At 73.0% G+C, this 16,390-nt stretch carries 14 protein-coding genes; 4 read left to right on the forward strand and 10 right to left on the reverse strand.

Annotation, left to right across the window (positions count from 1 at the left end):
- Positions 1-23: 23 nt before the first annotated feature.
- Both ACFO9I_RS15010 and ACFO9I_RS15015 read right to left on the reverse strand, forming a co-directional pair.
- Positions 24-545 carry a hypothetical protein gene (locus tag ACFO9I_RS15010; protein ID WP_379182208.1) on the reverse strand — a complete coding sequence of 174 codons (522 nt, stop codon included), beginning with the start codon at positions 543-545 and terminating at the stop codon, positions 24-26.
- Between the two features lie 132 nt (positions 546-677).
- Positions 678-2,834, reverse strand: a complete 2,157-nt coding sequence (locus tag ACFO9I_RS15015; RefSeq protein WP_379182210.1) for a RecQ family ATP-dependent DNA helicase — start codon at positions 2,832-2,834, stop codon at positions 678-680.
- A gap of 143 nt (positions 2,835-2,977) precedes the next feature.
- Here ACFO9I_RS15015 and ACFO9I_RS15020 point away from each other — a divergent pair, with 143 nt between their 5' ends.
- Complete coding sequence (locus ACFO9I_RS15020) at positions 2,978-3,664, forward strand: calcium-binding protein (protein WP_379182211.1); 687 nt, start codon at positions 2,978-2,980, stop codon at positions 3,662-3,664.
- Between the two features lie 59 nt (positions 3,665-3,723).
- Here ACFO9I_RS15020 and ACFO9I_RS15025 read toward each other — a convergent pair whose 3' ends face one another.
- On the reverse strand, positions 3,724-4,245 hold the full coding sequence (locus tag ACFO9I_RS15025; protein WP_379182213.1) for a hypothetical protein: 522 nt from the start codon (positions 4,243-4,245) through the stop codon (positions 3,724-3,726).
- Positions 4,246-4,346: 101 nt separating this feature from the next.
- Between ACFO9I_RS15025 and ACFO9I_RS15030 the strand changes: the two genes are divergently transcribed.
- Complete coding sequence (locus ACFO9I_RS15030; protein WP_379182215.1) at positions 4,347-5,027, forward strand: calcium-binding protein; 681 nt, start codon at positions 4,347-4,349, stop codon at positions 5,025-5,027.
- Positions 5,027-5,689 carry a calcium-binding protein gene (locus ACFO9I_RS15035; RefSeq protein WP_379182217.1) on the forward strand — a complete coding sequence of 221 codons (663 nt, stop codon included), beginning with the start codon at positions 5,027-5,029 and terminating at the stop codon, positions 5,687-5,689. The genes ACFO9I_RS15030 and ACFO9I_RS15035 overlap by 1 nt, the downstream gene beginning before the upstream one ends.
- A 12-nt stretch (positions 5,690-5,701) precedes the next feature.
- Here ACFO9I_RS15035 and ACFO9I_RS15040 read toward each other — a convergent pair whose 3' ends face one another.
- Positions 5,702-7,654: a M13 family metallopeptidase gene (locus ACFO9I_RS15040; RefSeq protein WP_379182219.1), complete on the reverse strand. Its 1,953-nt coding sequence runs from the start codon at positions 7,652-7,654 to the stop codon at positions 5,702-5,704.
- Between the two features lie 48 nt (positions 7,655-7,702).
- Entirely contained in the window at positions 7,703-8,683 is a 981-nt protein-coding gene (locus ACFO9I_RS15045) for an NADPH:quinone oxidoreductase family protein (RefSeq protein ID WP_379182221.1), read from the reverse strand.
- A gap of 98 nt (positions 8,684-8,781) precedes the next feature.
- Between ACFO9I_RS15045 and ACFO9I_RS15050 the strand changes: the two genes are divergently transcribed.
- Positions 8,782-9,666, forward strand: coding sequence for an alpha/beta hydrolase fold domain-containing protein (locus tag ACFO9I_RS15050; protein WP_379182223.1), 885 nt, complete (start codon positions 8,782-8,784; stop codon positions 9,664-9,666).
- 1 nt (position 9,667) lies between these two features.
- Here ACFO9I_RS15050 and ACFO9I_RS15055 read toward each other — a convergent pair whose 3' ends face one another.
- From ACFO9I_RS15055 to ACFO9I_RS15075, 5 genes are all read right to left on the reverse strand, one after another.
- The gene (locus tag ACFO9I_RS15055; protein ID WP_379182225.1) at positions 9,668-10,897 is read right to left on the reverse strand and encodes a M15 family metallopeptidase; all 1,230 of its coding nucleotides are present in this window, start codon (positions 10,895-10,897) and stop codon (positions 9,668-9,670) included.
- A gap of 66 nt (positions 10,898-10,963) precedes the next feature.
- A complete protein-coding gene (locus ACFO9I_RS15060; protein WP_379182227.1) occupies positions 10,964-11,941 on the reverse strand; it encodes an electron transfer flavoprotein subunit alpha/FixB family protein in 978 nt (325 codons plus the stop codon).
- Positions 11,938-12,723 (reverse strand): electron transfer flavoprotein subunit beta/FixA family protein, encoded by a 786-nt coding sequence (locus ACFO9I_RS15065; RefSeq protein WP_379182229.1) that lies wholly within the window; start codon positions 12,721-12,723, stop codon positions 11,938-11,940. The genes ACFO9I_RS15060 and ACFO9I_RS15065 overlap by 4 nt, the downstream gene beginning before the upstream one ends.
- A gap of 1 nt (position 12,724) precedes the next feature.
- A complete protein-coding gene (locus ACFO9I_RS15070) occupies positions 12,725-15,274 on the reverse strand; it encodes a GcvT family protein (RefSeq protein ID WP_379182231.1) in 2,550 nt (849 codons plus the stop codon).
- Between the two features lie 129 nt (positions 15,275-15,403).
- Positions 15,404-16,375, reverse strand: a complete 972-nt coding sequence (locus ACFO9I_RS15075) for an ABC transporter substrate-binding protein (RefSeq protein WP_379182233.1) — start codon at positions 16,373-16,375, stop codon at positions 15,404-15,406.
- Positions 16,376-16,390: the final 15 nt, after the last annotated feature.

The following is a 16,390-nucleotide window of genomic DNA, read 5'->3' on the forward strand; positions in this document are numbered from 1 at the left end:
ACCGGGCCCAGCTCACGGAGCGGTCAGCCCTGCTTGACCTTCAGGGTGGGCGCCTCGTCGGCGACGTCGCCGCCGGCGGTCTCGGTGACCACCTCGACGGTGAGAGTGCCGGCGGCGTCCCCGAAGCAGGACTGCGGGACCCGGATGACGACCTGGCCGGAACGCCCGGACGAGACCGAGGCCTTGATGCCCGGGCAGTCGACAGCGGTCGGCTCGGTCGCGTCGAGCGCGGTGGTCTCGAGGGTCGCCCCGACCTTCTTGCCCGGCCCGGTCTCCACGGTGCGGGCGACGAACGGCGCGGCGCCCTCGGCGGCCGGGGTGAGCGTGGCCACCACGTGGCTGCGGCCGGCGGAGGCCTTCTGCAGCTTGGTGTGGATCGTGAGCGTCCTCTCGGTGTTCTTCACCGTGACACGGGTGATGTCGGCCGCCGGGGCGGCGTCGTCGGACTTGTCCTTCGCGGACTTGTGGGCGGCCGAGGCGGCGCCGCCGGTGAGGACCAGAGCTCCGGTGAGGAGCAGGGCAGCGGCGTGACGAGATCGAGTCATGAGGTTCCTCCGAGAGTGCGGGTGCCGTCCCCCGCCGGCGATGTCCTCACGAGAGTAGGGTCCGGGCCCCGGCCCCGGAGGCGAATTGCCTGAACTCGGGGACCGCTCGGGCCCGGGGCCCGGGACCAGCGCTCAGGACTGCAGGGCCAGCGTCAGCGGCAGCACCTCGGCCGCACCCGCCGCGCGGGCCGCCCGGGCGGCCAGGGTGAGGGTCCAGCCGGTGACGACCAGGTCGTCCACGAGCAGCACGGACCGACCCTCCAGCGGTTCGCCCTCGAGCCGGAACCTGCGCCCCACCGCCGCCACCCGCTGCGCGGAGTTCATCGCCCCCCGGCCCGGCTCGACGTCGGGGTCGACGATCGACCAGCGCCCCGCGACCGGCACCCCCAGGTAGCGGGAGAGGCCGTCGGCCAGGTCGGCGGTCAGCGTCGGCCGGGTCGCGGACTCCACGACCACGATCGCGTCGACGCTCGGCCTCCAGTCGCCCAGCACCTCGATGACGGCCTTGACCAGCGGCACCGGCACCGGGCCGTCGGGCTGGCCGGGGCGGAACAGCTCGCGAAGCGTCTGGCCGTAGCCGAGGTCGGTGAGCCGGGCGACCGCGCGCCCCTCGCTCGCACCGTCCCCGACCTTGCCGCGCAGGTCGACGCCCAGGTTGGCCAGCGCGGTCGGCCACATCTTCCGGGTCTCGATCGGCACGCCCGGGCGCGCGAGCCGCGCCCCCGCCTCCTCGACGCTCGCGGCCGACACCTCGGTGGACAGGTCGAGGCCCCCGCAGTTGTCGCAGCGCCCGCACCGCTCGGCCGCAGGGTCGTCGAGCTGGTCACGCAGGAACCACATCCGGCACCGGTCGGTGTCGAGGTAGTCCAGCATCGCCTGCTGCTCCCGTTCGCGGGCCTCGGCCACCCGGCGGTAGCGCTCCTCGTCGTACACCCACTCCTGGCCCGTCGCCTCCCAGCCACCCCGGACCCTGCGGACCGCGCCGTCCACGTCGAGCACCTTGAGCATCGTCTCGAGGCGGTTGCGGTTGAGCTCGACGTAGGTCTCCAGGGCGGCGGTGCTCATCGGACGCCCCTCGTCGGCGAGCACCTGGAGGGTCTGGCGCACCAGCTCCTCGCGGGGGAACGCCAGCGAGGCGAAGTAGGCCCAGATGTCGCGGTCCTCGATCGCCGGCAGCAGCACCACCGTCGCCTCGTCGGTGCCGCGGCCCGCGCGGCCGACCTGCTGGTAGTAGGCGACCGGCGAGGACGGCGCGCCCATGTTGACCACGAAGCCGAGCGTCGCGTCGAAGCCCATGCCCAGGGCGCTGGTGGCGACCAGCGCCTTGACCCGGCCCGCGCCGAGGTCCTGCTCGAGGGCGTGCCGCTCGGTGGGATCGGTCTGGCCGGAGTACGCCGCGACGTCGTGGCCGCGGGAGCGCAGGTAGTCGGCGATCTCCTGGGTCGCGGCCACCGTGAGGCAGTAGATGATCCCGGAGCCGGGCTGCTCGGCGAGGTGGTCGGCCAGCCAGGCCAGCCGCTGCTCGGCGGTCTTCAGCCGGACCACGCCCAGCCGGAGCGACTCGCGGTCCAGCGAGCCCCGCAGCACCAGCACCCCGTCGCCGGCCGAACCGGCGACCCCGGGCGAGCCGCCCGAGACGCCCAGCTGCTCGGCGACGTCGGCGGTGACCCGGGCGTTGGCGGTAGCGGTCGTCGCGAGCACGGGGATGCCCTCGGGCAGGTCGCCCAGCAGGGTGCGGATCCGGCGGTAGTCGGGCCGGAAGTCGTGACCCCAGTCGGAGATGCAGTGCGCCTCGTCGACCACGAGCAGCCCGCACGTCCCGGCCAGGCGCGGCAGCACCTCGTCCCGGAAGCCGGGGTTGTTGAGGCGCTCGGGGCTGACCAGGAGGACGTCGACCTCGCCGGCGCGGATGGCGTCGTGGATGGGCTCCCAGTCCTCGATGTTGGTCGAGTTGATGGTCACCGCACGGATCCCGGCCCGCTCGGCGGCCGCGATCTGGTTGCGCATCAGGGCCAGCAGCGGGGAGACGATCACCGTCGGCCCGGCGCCCGCCTCGCGCAGCAGCAGGGTCGCCACGAAGTAGACCGCCGACTTGCCCCACCCGGTGCGCTGCACGACCAGCGACCGGCGCCGGTCGACGGCGAGGGCCTCGATGGCGGTCCACTGGTCCTCGCGCAGGCGCGCCTCGGGCTGCCCGTCCCGGGGGCCGACGAGCGCGCGCAGGTGGGCCTCCGCCCGGTCGCGGGTCTGCTGGCGGACGTCGGCGGTCGTCGACTGGGAGGGGCTCACCCGGCCTGTCTACCAGCGGACACCGACGGCGCGACGCGCGCCCTCCACAGGTCAGGGGCGCAGCGTGGCAACCCTTCGCGCCCGGCACGCGTCTGAAGGGGCAGGAGGCGGCGCCGGCCGCCACGACCACTCGGGGGGACACCATGGGCTCGAACCGGATGATGCTGGCGGCCCTCGTCAACGTCGGGCTGACCGTCACGCTCGCTGCGGTGCTCGGAGCGGCCCCGGGAGAGGCGGCCCCGAGTGCGACCGCGCCGCGCTGCTTCGGGAAGCCCGCGACGATCGTCGGGACCGGCTACCTCACCGGAACGCCGGGACCGGACGTGATCGTGGCCCGCGGCGGCGCCGAGGTGCACGCCCACGGGGGCGACGACCGTGTCTGCGGGGCGATCCTCGTGTACGGCGGCGCCGGCGACGACCGGATCCGCTTCGGCGGCCGGGGCGGAGACTACCCGGAGCTCTCGGGCCAGGGCGGCGACGACCTGGTGGTGCTGACGGTCGACCGGGTCGGCCACCTCGGCGGCGGTGGGGGCGACGACACGTTGAGGTCCCGCGGCGCCGAGCAGTTCCTCGACGGGGGTCCCGGGGCCGACGTGCTGGTCGCCGGGCCCGGGTCGGACAGCCTGTTCGGCATGGGCTCGGACGACCGGCTCGTGGGAGGCCGGGGCAGCGACACCGTCGACGGTCGGGGCGGGGACGACCTGCTCGAGGGCGGACGCGGCAACGACGAACTCGTCGGCGGCCGCGGCGACGACACCGGTCGCGCCGGCGCCGGGACCGACCGTTGCCACGACGACGTCGAGCACCGCTCCCACTGCGAGCGGAGCTGACGCGCGTCGTGCGGCTCAGGGTGCGCCGGGGCGCACGCTGGGCCGCACGACCGACCGGGTCAGGCGGCGGGTCCCCGGCCGCGGACGTCGGCCACGGCGCCCATCGCCTCGCGCAGCTCGGCGAGCCAGTCACCCTCGTGCTGGCCGACCAGCCGGACGCACCACGACAGCGCCTCTGACCGCGACCGGGCCACGCCGGCCTCGACCAGGGTGTCGAGCACCTGCCGCTGCGGCTGCCGCAGCCGGGTCATCACCGGGGCTGCGACGTGCGTCCAGAGCTCCTCGTGCCCACCGACCCGGACACCCCAGGAGACCTTCCGCTCGAACCGGTGCTCGGCCTCGCGGGCGATCTCCATGCGGCGTTCGCGGGTGTCCTCGCGGAACGCCCGGGCCCGGCCGGCCCGCGCCTCGGCGCGCTCCGCGTCGGTGACGTCGTCCGCGAGCTCGACGTCGGGGATGGTCAGGACCACCGTGATCTCCTCACGGTCGACCGCCACCCGCGGCGCCTCGACCGTCCACTCCTCGGGCAGGCGGCCGGCGAACCAGCCCCGCACCCGCTCCAGATCCTCATTCGTAATCATGTAATCATCATTACACGCCAGGCAAGGCCGCGAAGATGCTGCGCGAGCTGCCCCGACCGTGCGACATTGCCGACATCGTCGTCGCGCTCCCGGGAGGTCGTGTGCCCACGCTCGTCAGTCGCCTCGCGGCCCTGGCCACGGTGGCCGGTCCACTCGTCCTGCTCGGCGCCCCGGCCCCCGCTCCCGCCGCGGGGGTGCCGACCTGTTTCGGACGCGCGCCCACGATCGTGGCGGCGCCGGGCGAGGAGGCGGTCGGCACCGACGGCGACGACGTGATCGTCGGTGGCAGCGACGTCTACGGCGGGAACGGCGACGACCGCCTGTGCGGGTTCACGGGCAAGGCCCACGGCCAGGCGGGTGAGGACCGGATCGAGGTGGTGGCCGGGGCGTCCGGCCAGGGTGGGCCCGGCGACGACCTGTTCGTCACCCGCTCCGCCCCCGGGTCCGCCCCCGCGCACGTCTACGGCAAGGCGGGCGCGGACGTCGTGCGCGGTGGTCCGGGCCGTGACTTCGTCTTCACCGGCGTCGGCGGCGACACCGTGCACGGCGGCGCCGGGCGGGACTCGATCCACCTCAACTGGGGCGAGAACGTAGCCCACGGCGGCCGCGGGGCGGACGGCATCATCGGGCACGTCAAGGACGACCGGCTCTACGGCGGCCGCGGCGACGACACGTTGTACGGCGGCGGGAACGTCGACGACCACGACCTGGGCGACGGGGGACGAGGCCGCGACACCTGCGGCGAGATCGAGCGCGAGACCAGCTGCGAGGTCGCCGGCTGATGCGCGTCGTCCTCTCTGCTCTCCTCCTGCTGGCCGGCAGCGGCGCGCTGCTCCAGGAGCCGGTCGCGGCCGGCACCACCCCGACCTGCTTCGGGCGCGCGGCCACCGTCGTCGCCGGCCCGGCCGAGGACGTGCACGGGACCGCCGGCGACGACGTCGTCGTCGGCGGGGCGACCGTGACCGGCGAGAGCGGCGACGACCGCATCTGCGGCGCGCAGGCCGCCTACGGCATGGCCGGCCGGGACCGGATCCGGGTACCGCAGGGCGCCGACGCCTACGGCGGCGAGCAGGCCGACCTCATCGTGGTCGACTCCCGGGCCGGCGCCCCCATGACGTTCGTGCACGGCGACGCCGGCGCCGACACCCTGCTCGGCGGCCCCGGCGCGGACGGCCTGTTCGCCGGCACCGGCGGCGACCTGGTCCGGGGCCGGCGCGGCGACGACCTGCTCCACCTCTCGCGCGGCCGGAACACGGCGTACGGCGGCCGCGGCGACGACCGCCTCGCGGGCGGCATCCACGACGACCGGCTGTCCGGCGGACGTGGCGACGACCTGCTGGACGGCGACGGGCTCGGCAACGACGACGACCGTGGCGACGGCGGAGCCGGCCACGACAGCTGTCACGCCGTCGAGCGGCCCGTCAGCTGCGTCGTGGCCGGCTGATCGCCGACGACCTCACCAGATGCGGACGCGCTCCGCGGGGTCGAGCCACAGCCCGTCGCCCTCGGCGGTGCCGAAGACCTCGTGGAACTCGTCGAGGTTGCGCACGATGTTGGCGCGGAACTCGGCCGGGCTGTGCGGGTCGATGGTGAGGAACTGCAGCTCCTGCTCCTTGCGGCGCTTGGTGCGCCAGCAGTAGGCCCAGTTCATGAACAGCCGCTGCCGGTCCTCGACGGAGGCCTGGCCGCCCTGCGAGATGAGGTACGCCGTGTGGCCGATGGTGAGGCCGCCCAGGTCGCCGATGTTCTCCCCGACGGTCAGCGCGCCGTTGACGTGCTCCCCGGGGAGGGTGCGCGGCTCGAAGGCGTCGTACTGCGCGATGAGCGCCTTCGACTTCACCTCGAACGCCGCCTTGTCCGCGGCGCTCCACCAGTCGTTGAGGTTGCCGTCGCCGTCGTACTGCGCACCCTGGTCGTCAAAGCCATGGCCGATCTCGTGGCCGATGACCGCGCCGATGCCGCCGTAGTTCTCCGCCGGGTGCGCGTCGGGGCTGAAGAACGGCTTCTGCAGGATCCCGGCCGGGAAGCAGATCTCGTTGGTGCCGGGGTTGTAGTAGGCGTTGACCGTCTGCGGGAGCATGAACCACTCGTCGCGGTCGACCGGCGCAGCGATCTTGGCCAGCTGCCGGTCGGTCTCGAACGCCGCCGCGGCGGCGACGTTTCCGAGCAGGTCGTCGGCGCGCACCTGCAGCGCGGAGTAGTCGCGGAACTTCTTCGGGTAGCCGATCTTCGGGTTGAAGGTCTCGAGCTTCTGGTAGGCCCGCTGCTTGGTCTCCTCGGTCATCCAGTCCAGCCGGGAGATCGAGTCGCGGTAGGCCGCGAGCAGGTTGGCCACCAGCTCGTCCATCTGCGCCTTCGAGCTCGGCGGGAAGTGCCGGGCGACGTACTCCTTGCCGACCGCCTCGCCGATCGCGCCCTCCACCAGCGCCACGCCGCGCTTCCAGCGGGCCCGCAGCTCGGGCGTGCCGTTGAGGGTGCGTCCGTAGAAGTCGAAGTTGTTCTCGACGAAGTCGTCGGTGAGGTACGGCGCCGCCGAGCGGACCACGTGGCTGAGCAGCCACTGCTTCCACTGCTCGATCGGGACCTCGTCGAGCACGGTGGAGAGGTGCGCGAGGTACGACGGCTGCCGGACGCAGACCTCGGCGATCGTGAGCTCGTTGCCGCCGAGGTTGGTGACGTAGGCGTCCCAGTCGAACGACGGGCACAGCTCCTTGAGCTGCTCGGCCGTCTTCAGGTTGTAGGTCTTCTGCACGTCCCGGGTCTCGGCGCGCTCCCAGTGGCCGGCGGCCAGCCGGGTGTCGATGGCCAGGATCGTGGCCGCGGCACCGGCCGGGTCCTCGTGCTCGACCAGGCCGAGCAGCCGGGTCAGGTAGCCGACATACTTCTCGCGCACCTCCGCGAACTTGTCCTCGCGGTAGTAGGACTCGTCGGGCAGGCCCAGGCCGCCCTGCACGAGGTGGAAGAGGTAGCGGTCGGACTGGCGGTCGTCGGTGTCGACGTAGGAGCCGAAGAGGCCGTGCCCGCCGATCCGCTCGAACTCGCCGAGGAACGCCGCGAGGTCGCGCACGTCGCGCAGCGACGCCACCGCGTCGATGAGCGGGCGCACCGGGCGCAGCCCCTTGTGGGCGATCGCCTCGGTGTCCATGAAGGAGGCGAAGATGTCACCGATCTTGCGGGCGTCGTCGCCGAGGCCCTCGTCGCCGCGGGTGACCGCCGCCGCGAGGTCCTCGATGATCCGGTGGACCTGCTCCTCCGCCGCGTCGGCGAGCTGGACGAAGGGGCCCCAGCTGGAGCGGTCCGAGGGGATCTCGGTCTCGTCGAGCCAACGGCCGTTGACGTGGCCGAACAGGTCGTCCTGCGGCCGGATGGCGGGGTTCATGCCCTCGCGGGCCTCGTCCAGGATGCTCACGCCCCCGACCCTAACGGCCGGGGCCCTGCCCGCAAGCGGTGGCGGGGGTCAGTCGCGCACCCGCACCACGGACTTGCCCAGCGTGCGCCGCTGGTCCATGTCGTCCAGCGCCCGGCCGAACTCCTCGAGGGCGTACGTCGCGCCGACCGGCGGGCGGACCACGCCGCTCTCCATCATCGGGACCAGCTCGGCCCACTGCTGCTGCATGTAGCCGGGACGGGTCATCGCGTAGGCGCCCCAGCCGACGCCGCGGACGTCGACGTTGTTGAGCAGCAGCCGGTTGACCTTGACCTGCGGGATGCCCTGCCCGGCGGCGAAGCCCACCACGAGCAGCCGGCCTTGGGGTGCCAGCACCCGCAGCGAGTCGGTGAAGGCGTCGCCGCCGACGACGTCCATCACGACGTCCACGCCCCGGCCGCCGGTCAGGGTGGTGACCGCGTCCTTGAACCCGTCGAGGAGCACCGTCTCGTCCGCCCCCGCCTGCCGGGCGACGGCGGCCTTCTCCTCCGAGCTCACGACGGCGATGGTGCGGGCGCCGTACCCCTTCGCGACCTGGATGGTGGCGGTGCCGACCCCGCCGGCGGCGCCGTGCACGAGCACGGTCTCCCCGGCGCGCAGCTGGCCGCGCTCGGCGAGGGCGAACTGCGCGGTGAGGTAGTTCATCGGCAGCGCCGCGCCCTCGTCGAAGGACAGCGCGTCGGGAAGCGCGAAGGTGAACATCGCGGGCGTGGCGACCTGCTCCGCGGCACCGCCGTACGCCCCGACGCCGGCGACCCGCTGACCGACCTCGAAGCCGCCCGCACCCGACTCGGCGGGGCGCAGCACGGTGCCGGCGAAGTCGACCCCGAGGGTGAACGGCGGCTCCGGCTTGAGCTGGTACTCCCCCCGGCTCAGCAGCAGGTCGGGGAACGAGATGCCGACCCGGTGCACCTCGACGAGGACGTCGTCGGGACCGGGCGTCGGCTCCGCGACGTCGCGGACCTCGAGGTCGGCGGGACCGGTGGGCGTGATGACCTGGACGGCGCGCATGGGTCGCACGCTATCGCTGCCGCTGGTCTGGACCTGTGCCGGTCGCGCTCATCCGGACGGCGGCGGTCACCGAACATGGTGAGGGGTGAGGGGATTCGATGAGGATCGACGACCGGCTGCGCGCTGCGTTCGTGCACGCGACCGCGCGCTGGACCGTGCGGTACGGCGAGAACCTGCGGTTCTCGGGCAGCGACCTGCCGCCGCCGCTGCACCACCGCGTGCCGACGAGGTACGGCGACGTGCCCGTGCAGGTCTACCGCGATCCCGACCTGCCCCCCAGCCTGCTGCCGGCGTACGTGCACTTCCACGGCGGCGCCTTCCTGATGCGCTACCCGGAGATGGACGACTTCTGGTGCCGCTACATCGCGGCGGAGGCCGGTGTCGTCGTCGTCAACGTCGACTTCCGGGCGGGGCCCTACGTCGCCTACCCCGTCGCCCAGCACGAGTGCCACGACGTGACCGCGTGGCTGGCCGACCACGGTCACCGGATCGGGGTCGACGGGCGCCGGATCGCCGTCGGCGGCCTCAGCTCGGGCGGCGGGCTGGCCGCCTCGGTGTGCCTGCAGGCGCGGGACCGCGGCTCGTTCCGACCGGCCCTCCAGGTGCTCGGCGTCCCGGCCCTCGACGTCGCCTCCGAGCCGCAGGCCGGGACCGGGACGGTCTCGCCGGGGCTGCGCCGGCTGGTCCGGCGCGTCTACTTCCCCGACGAGGCGACCCGGCGCGAGCCCTACGCCTCCCCGCTGCTCGCCCGGGACCTCACCGGCCTGCCGCCGGCCGTCGTGCTCACCGCGGAGCACGACGCGCTGCGCCCGCAGGGCGACCTGTTCGCGCAGCGCCTGCGCGAGGCCGACGTGCCGGTCGTGCACGCGACCACCCCGGCGGCCGATCACTACTTCCTGACCGACGACCTGCTGGGCGCGGCGGCGACGATGGCGCTGGTCGCCGACCGGGTCCGGCGGCACACCAGCGACCCCGTGGGCTGATTCAGCGGGGGTTGACCAGCGCGTTCATCTCGAAGTGCATCGGGTCGGTGTAGTGCCAGTCGCCGCCCCAGGCGAAGCCCCACTGCTTGAAGATCGCGACCACGTCGCGGTCCATCTCACCCGCGGTGCCCCGCTGGTTGCCGGGCACGTTGAGGTCCAGCGCCAGCCCGAAGGAGTGGTTGGACAGCGAGGTGGTGCCGGCGATGAAGCGCGGGTAGTAGCAGCCGGCGTACTCGCCCGGGTGGATCTTGTCGGCCAGGCCGCGGTCGACGATCTCGTTCAGCGCCGCGGTCAGCTGGGGGAAGATCAGCTTGTTGCAGGTGACGCTGCCCAGGATCGGGACGGTCTGCGTGGCGATGTGGGACGAGACCCAGGCCGGGTCGGGCGCGATCCGGCCACCGCCGAGCACGGTGTAGTTGAACGTGCCGACCGCGTCCGCGACGGTGCCGACCAGGAACGCCGTCTGCTTCACGTCGGGGTCGAGCCCGCGCCGCGCGACGATGTCGGTCATCTGCACCGAGGCGTCGTTCCCGGCGATCCGCTCGATCTTCGTGCGCAGCGACTCGGGCGAGGTCTGGCCGGTGGCGATCAGCAGCGCGTTGTCCGGCTCCATGCCCAACGTCGGGGCCCAGCTGCTGTTGACGACCGCGTCCACCTCGGGCGTCTGGGGCGCGAACGCCCCGATGTGCACCGCGGTGGCGTCCTTGTCGCTGCCGAGGCGCAGGTAGTCCTGCTTGTCGGTGGGGAGCTTGTCGCGCAGCGCCGGGCGGAGCGCGAGCTCCCCCCCGGCGACCCGGTCCCAGACCGCCTGGGTCTCGGCCGAGGCGTACGGCGTGAAGTTGCGGTAGGTGCCGGGGTCGACGGCCGCGACCGTGATCGCCTCGTTCTCGATCACCACCTGGGCCAGGGACAGCGTCTCCACGCGGGTGACGCCGTCGAGCTGCCGGATCCTGCGGACGGTGGCGGGGCTGAGGGAGGAGGTGTTGTAGACCAGCACGTCGGCGATCCCGACGACGCCGGTGCGCGGCCCGGGCGGGTCGACGGCGTGCTCGGGGTCGGCGACCGGGGCGGCGCTGCCGCGGCCACCGGGCGTGGCGCTCGCGGTGGTGCCCGTGGCGCCGGACGACGACGGGGTGTCGTCGGCCTCCTCGGCGCTGGTGCCCGTGCAGGCGGCCGCCAGCGCCAGCACCGTCGGCAGCGCGAACGCCGCCACTGCCCGTCGTCCGCGCATGGCCCTCCCTCCCCGTGGGATCAGGGTAGGTCTCGCGCGCAAGACCCGGCACGCGGGTCCTCGGCGTCAGCCGCGGCGTCTCCGGATCTCCGCGTTGATCGCGGGCACCACCTCGTGCAGGTCACCGATGACGGCGTACGTCGCCTTGGTGACCATCGGCGCGTCGGGGTCGGTGTTGATGGCCAGGATGTTCTTGGCCGTCGCGCAGCCGGCCCAGTGCTGGATCGCGCCGCTGATCCCGCACGGGATGTAGAGGTCCGGCGAGATCCGGGAGCCGGTCTGGCCGACCTGCTCGTGGTGCGGCCGCCAGCCCAGCGAGGTGACCACGCGCGAGACGCCGAGGTTGGCGTCGAGCAGCTCGGTCAGCTCCAGCAGGTCGGCGAACCCGTCCGCGCTGCCGGCTCCCCGGCCCGCGCCCACCACGACCCGGGCCGACTTGAGCGACCCCGAGAGGTCCGGCTCCGGCTCCTCGGTGGAGACGACCCGGGCGACGAGGTCCGCCTCGGTCAGCGCCGGGCGACACTCGACCACCTCGGCCGGCCCGGGCGCGGCCGCCGGCACCGCCTCGACCGCGTGCCCGGCGACGGTGAACACCGCCGGCCGCTCGTCGAGGCGCATCTCCTCCAGCGCCGCGCCCCCGACCACCTGCCGGGTCACCACGAACGGCGAGAGCCCGCCGAAGGACAGCACGTTCGCGGCCATCGCGACCCCGAGCCGGGCGCCGACGTGCGCGAGCACCTCGTTGCCGCGAGGGGTGCCGGCCGCCATCACGACGACCGAGCCGGCCGCCTCGCGAGCGGCCTGCACGGCGGCCGCCCAGGCCGCACCGGAGAACGCCGCCAGCTCCTCGCCGCCGGCGTGGTGCACGGCGCGCACGCCGTACGCCGCGAGCTGCGGCTGCAGCCCGTCCGGCACCGCACCCACCACGACCGCGTCGACCGGCACGCCACCCCCGGCGGCGGACAGGTCACGCGCGAGGGTCAGCGCCTCGCGGGACACCTCGACCGCGCCGGTGGCGTCGGTCTCGACCAGGACCAGGATCATCGGGCCAGCACCCCCAGCTTCTCGAAGAGGTCGACCACGGCCGGGGCGGCGTCCGCCCCTTTGCCGAGGACCTGGACGTTGCTGGGCGCAGGCGGTGGCAGCAGCAGCCGGACCCGCTTCGGGCCGGCCGGCTCCGCGACCGGCGAGCGCTGCTCGACCGGCACCTTCTTGGCCTTCATCCGGCCGGGCACGGTCGGGTAGCGCGGCTCCACGCCGCCCTCGAGGATCGTCACGACGGCCGGGAGCGGGACCCGGTAGGTCTCGTGTCCCTCCGGGCCGTCGCCGCCGGCGACCACGCGCAGCCCGTCCGGACCGTCCTCGACCCGGACGGTGGCCACGCCGTTGACGACCGGGCGGCCGAGCTCGTAGGCGAGCCGGATGCCGACCTGGAAGTCGCCGCTGTCGGCCGCGTCGTTGCCGAGCAGGACCAGGTCGTGGGACCGGCCGGCGGCCTCGTGGTCGCGGACCACCGCGGCGATCTCGCGGGCCACGTCGGCCGGCCCGAGGCGCGACGGTTCGGCCTCGACGTGGGTGGCGGCGGTGCACCCCACGGCCAGCGCCGAGCGCAGCTGCTCAACGGCGTCGGCGTCGCCGAGGGTGAGCACGCTCGCCTCGCCGCCGGTCGCGGCGGCCACCTGGACGGCCAGCTCGACCGCGCACTCCTCGTGGTTGCTCATCGTGAAGCCGGCGTACCGCCCGTCGACCGCTTGGCCGTCGTCGGTGAGCACGACCTCGCCGGTGGAGTCCACCACCCGCTTGATGCAGACCAGCACGTCCACCATGTCAGCGCAGCCGCTCGTTGGTGGGGTCGAACAGGCCGGTCGCGTCGACCGAGCCGACGGTCACCGGGTAGAGCTCCTCCATGTACGACACGGCGAGCTGGTTGCCCACGACCGCCTGGTCCGGCGGCAGGTAGGCCATCAGCACGTGCTTGCCGATCGACGGGGCCGAGCCGGCGGTGGTGACGTAGGGGTGGTGGCCGTGGCCGTCGGTGAGCGTTCCGCCCTCGCGGGTGAGGATGGGCTCCCCGCCGAGCATGTAGCGCTTCACGCCGGACGCCGAGGTGTGGTCGTCGACGGTCATGGTGCACAGCACGGCGGCCGGGGCAGCCTCCCGCTGCTGCAGGTAGGCCTCCCTGCCGACGAAGTCCGCGGCCTTCACCTTCGGCCGCTGCATGCCGGCCTCGACGATGCTGCGCTCCGCGTCGAGCTCGTAGCCGAACGCGCGGTAGCCCTTCTCGATCCGGCCGGTGGTGCCGTAGACGCCGATCCCGACCGGGACCGCGCCGTGCGGGCCGCCCGCCTCGAGCAGGGTCTCCCAGAGCTCGGCGGCGTCCTCGAACGGCACGTAGAGCTCCCAGCCGAGCTCGCCGACGTAGGAGATCCTGGACGCCAGCACGGTGATTGCTCGACCCCCCGCCGTCCGCACCGTGATCTCCCGGCAGGTCAGGAACCCGAAGCCGGCGTCGGACACGTCGTCGGACGTGAGCGACGCGAGGATGTCGCGGGCCCGCGGGCCCCACAGCCCGATCGTCGAGACCTCGTCGGTCAGGTCGGTCAGCGTCGTGACGCCGTCCCCGCCCGTCACCCTGCCCGTGACTTCGGCCAGCTGGTCGGCGAACCACTTGCGGTCGGCCATCCCGTGCGCGCCGCCGGTGACCACGCGGAAGTGGCTGTCCCCCAGCCGCATCACGGTGAGGTCGGAGCGGAAGCCGCCCTTGGGGTCGAGGACCGGGGTGTAGACGACCTTCCCGACGGCGACGTCGCACTGCGCGACGCAGGTCCGCTGCACCGCCGCGAGGGCGTCGGGGCCGACGATGTCGAAGACGCAGAACGCGGTCAGGTCGATCACGCCGGCCGCCTCGCGCATCCGCAGGTGCTCGGCGTTGATGATCGGGCTCCACCAGCGGGCGTCCCACTCGTGCTCGCGCGGCATCACGGCGTCGCCGTACTCCTCGAGCAGCCCGGCGTTGGACTCGTACCAGTGCGGCCGCTCCCAGCCGGCGGTCTCGTAGAAGAACGCGCCGAGCTTCTTCTCCGACTCGTGCATCGGCGAGAGCCGCTGGTCGCGGTCGGACTCGTACTGCTCGGCGGGGTGGATGATCCCGTAGGTCTTGATGAACGACTCGGTGGTCCGCAGCCGGGTGTGCTCGCGGCGCTTCTGGTGGGTGTGGAAGCGGGCGATGTCGCTGTGCGACACGTCGATCTCGGAGTGGCCGTGGGTCATCCACTCGGCGACCGCGCGGCCGACGCCGGGACCCTCCTTGATCCACACCGCGGCCGCGGTCCACAGCCCGCGGACCTCGCTCTCGCCGAGGATCGGGCTGCCGTCGCAGGTCAGCGACAGCAGGCCGTTGATCGCGTAGCGCATCTCCGCGCCCTCGGCGCCGAGCAGCTCGGGCATCAGCTCGTAGGCCTGCTCGAGCTGGGGGTCGAAGTCGTCGGACGTGAAGGGCATCTCGGTCGGCGACAGCTTCGCCTGGTCGATCGAGGGGATGTCCTCGGGCTCGTGCAGGATCGCGCGGTGGGCGTAGGAGCCGACCTCCATGTCGGCGCCGTGCTGGCGCTCGTAGCAGAACGTGTCCATGTCCCGGACGATCGGGAACGAGATCTCGCCCTCGCGCTCGGCGAGCTGCGGGCACGGGCCGACGCTGATCATCTGGTGCACCGCCGGGGTCAGCGGGATGCTGATGCCGGCCATGTCGCCGATCTTCGGGCTCCACACGCCGCAGGCGATGACCACGGTCTCGGCCTCGATGTCGCCGCCGGTGGTGCGCACCCGCCGGATCTGCCCCTCGTCGACGTCGAGGCCGGTCACCTCGACGGTGGGGACGACGGTGAGCGCGCCGGACTCCAGCGCCCGCTCGCGCATGATCGTGCCGGCGCGCAGCGAGTCGACCACGCCCACGCTCGGGGTCCAGAACGCCCCGATGAACTGGTCGGTCTCGATGAACGGCACCTTCTCCTTCACGAACGCGGGGTCGACGAGCTCCGCCTCGATGCCCCACGCCTTCGCGCTGGACATGCGTCGGCGCAGCTCCTCCATCCGCTCCGGCGTGCGGGCCAGCTCGAAGCCGCCGGACTGCGTGAAGACACCCATCTCCTGGTACTGCCGCACCGAGTCGAGGGTCAGGTCGGTGATCTCCCGGGAGTGGTCCACGGGGAAGATGAAGTTCGAGGCGTGACCGGTCGAGCCGCCCGGGTTGGGCAGCGGCCCCTTGTCGATCTGGACGATGTCGCGCCACCCCAGCCGCGCCAGGTGGTGGACCAGGCTGTTGCCGACGATGCCGGCGCCGATGACGACCACCCGTGCGGTGGCGGGGACCTCTGCCATGAGACCTCTCCCGTGCTTGCTTGTTGCGCTATGTGCAACGCGATGCGTGATGCGAGACACCTCAAATATGAGTCGTGCCCGGCCGGGGTGTCAATGGCCCGGCCGGGCACGACGTGGCGGCTCAGGCGGTCAGATGCCCTTGAGCCAGGCGTCGACCTTGTCGGGGTTGGCGTCGACCCACTTCTTGGCGGCCTCCTCGGGGTCCATCTGGTCCTCGGCGATGTACTTCGCCACCAGGTTCTGGTCGTCGTTGGTCCAGGTGAAGTTCTTGACCAGCTGGTAGGCCGGGCTTCCGGAGTCGGCGAAGTCCGACGCGACCACCTTGTTCAGCGGGTACGGCGGGTAGTCGCAGGCGACCTTCTGCGGGTCGGCGTCGCAGCCCTTGGTGTACTTCGGCAGGTCCACCTTCACCAGCGGCACCTCGGACAGGAACCACTGCGGCTCGTAGAAGTAGCCGATGTAGGGGGTCTTGTTCTGCTCCGCGTCGCGGAAGCCCTCGATCAGCGCGGTCTCGCTGCCGGCGTAGACCACCTTGAAGTTGAGGTCGAGGTTCTTCACCAGCGCCTCGTCGTTGGTGACGAAGCCCGGGTCGCCGTCGTAGAAGGTGCCCAGGTCACCGGACTCGGGGGTCCTGAAGAGGTCGGCGTACTTGTTGAGGTTCTTCCAGTCGGTGATGTCGGGGTACTTGTCGGCCATCCACGGCGGGACGTACCAGCCGATCACGCCGTCGTTGCCGGTGAGCCCGGCATCCACCGCCGTGCCGTCGCCCCCCTTGTCCTTCATGTACTTCTTCTGCAGCTCCGGGTGGCCCCAGTTCTCGATGACCACGTCGACCGTGCCGTTGCCGAAGCCCTTCCAGGAGACCTGCTCGTCGAGGTCCTTGTAGTTGACGGTGCACCCGAGCCTGTTCTGGGCGACGTAGCCCACCACGTACGCGTCGGCCTCGTAGCCGACCCACGGGTTGACGGCCATGTTGAGGTCGCCGCAGTCCTTGCCCGAGGCGGGCTTGTCGGCGTTCTCGATGGAGCCACCCCCGCACGCGCTCAGCGCGAGTGCCGACGTGGTCGCCAGTGCCGCCAGCACGGCGTGTGTGCGCTTCACTCTCATCTTCGTTTG

This window comes from Nocardioides sp. GCM10023255 (assembly GCF_042653125.1).
Classification (GTDB): Bacteria; Actinomycetota; Actinomycetes; order Propionibacteriales; family Nocardioidaceae; genus Nocardioides.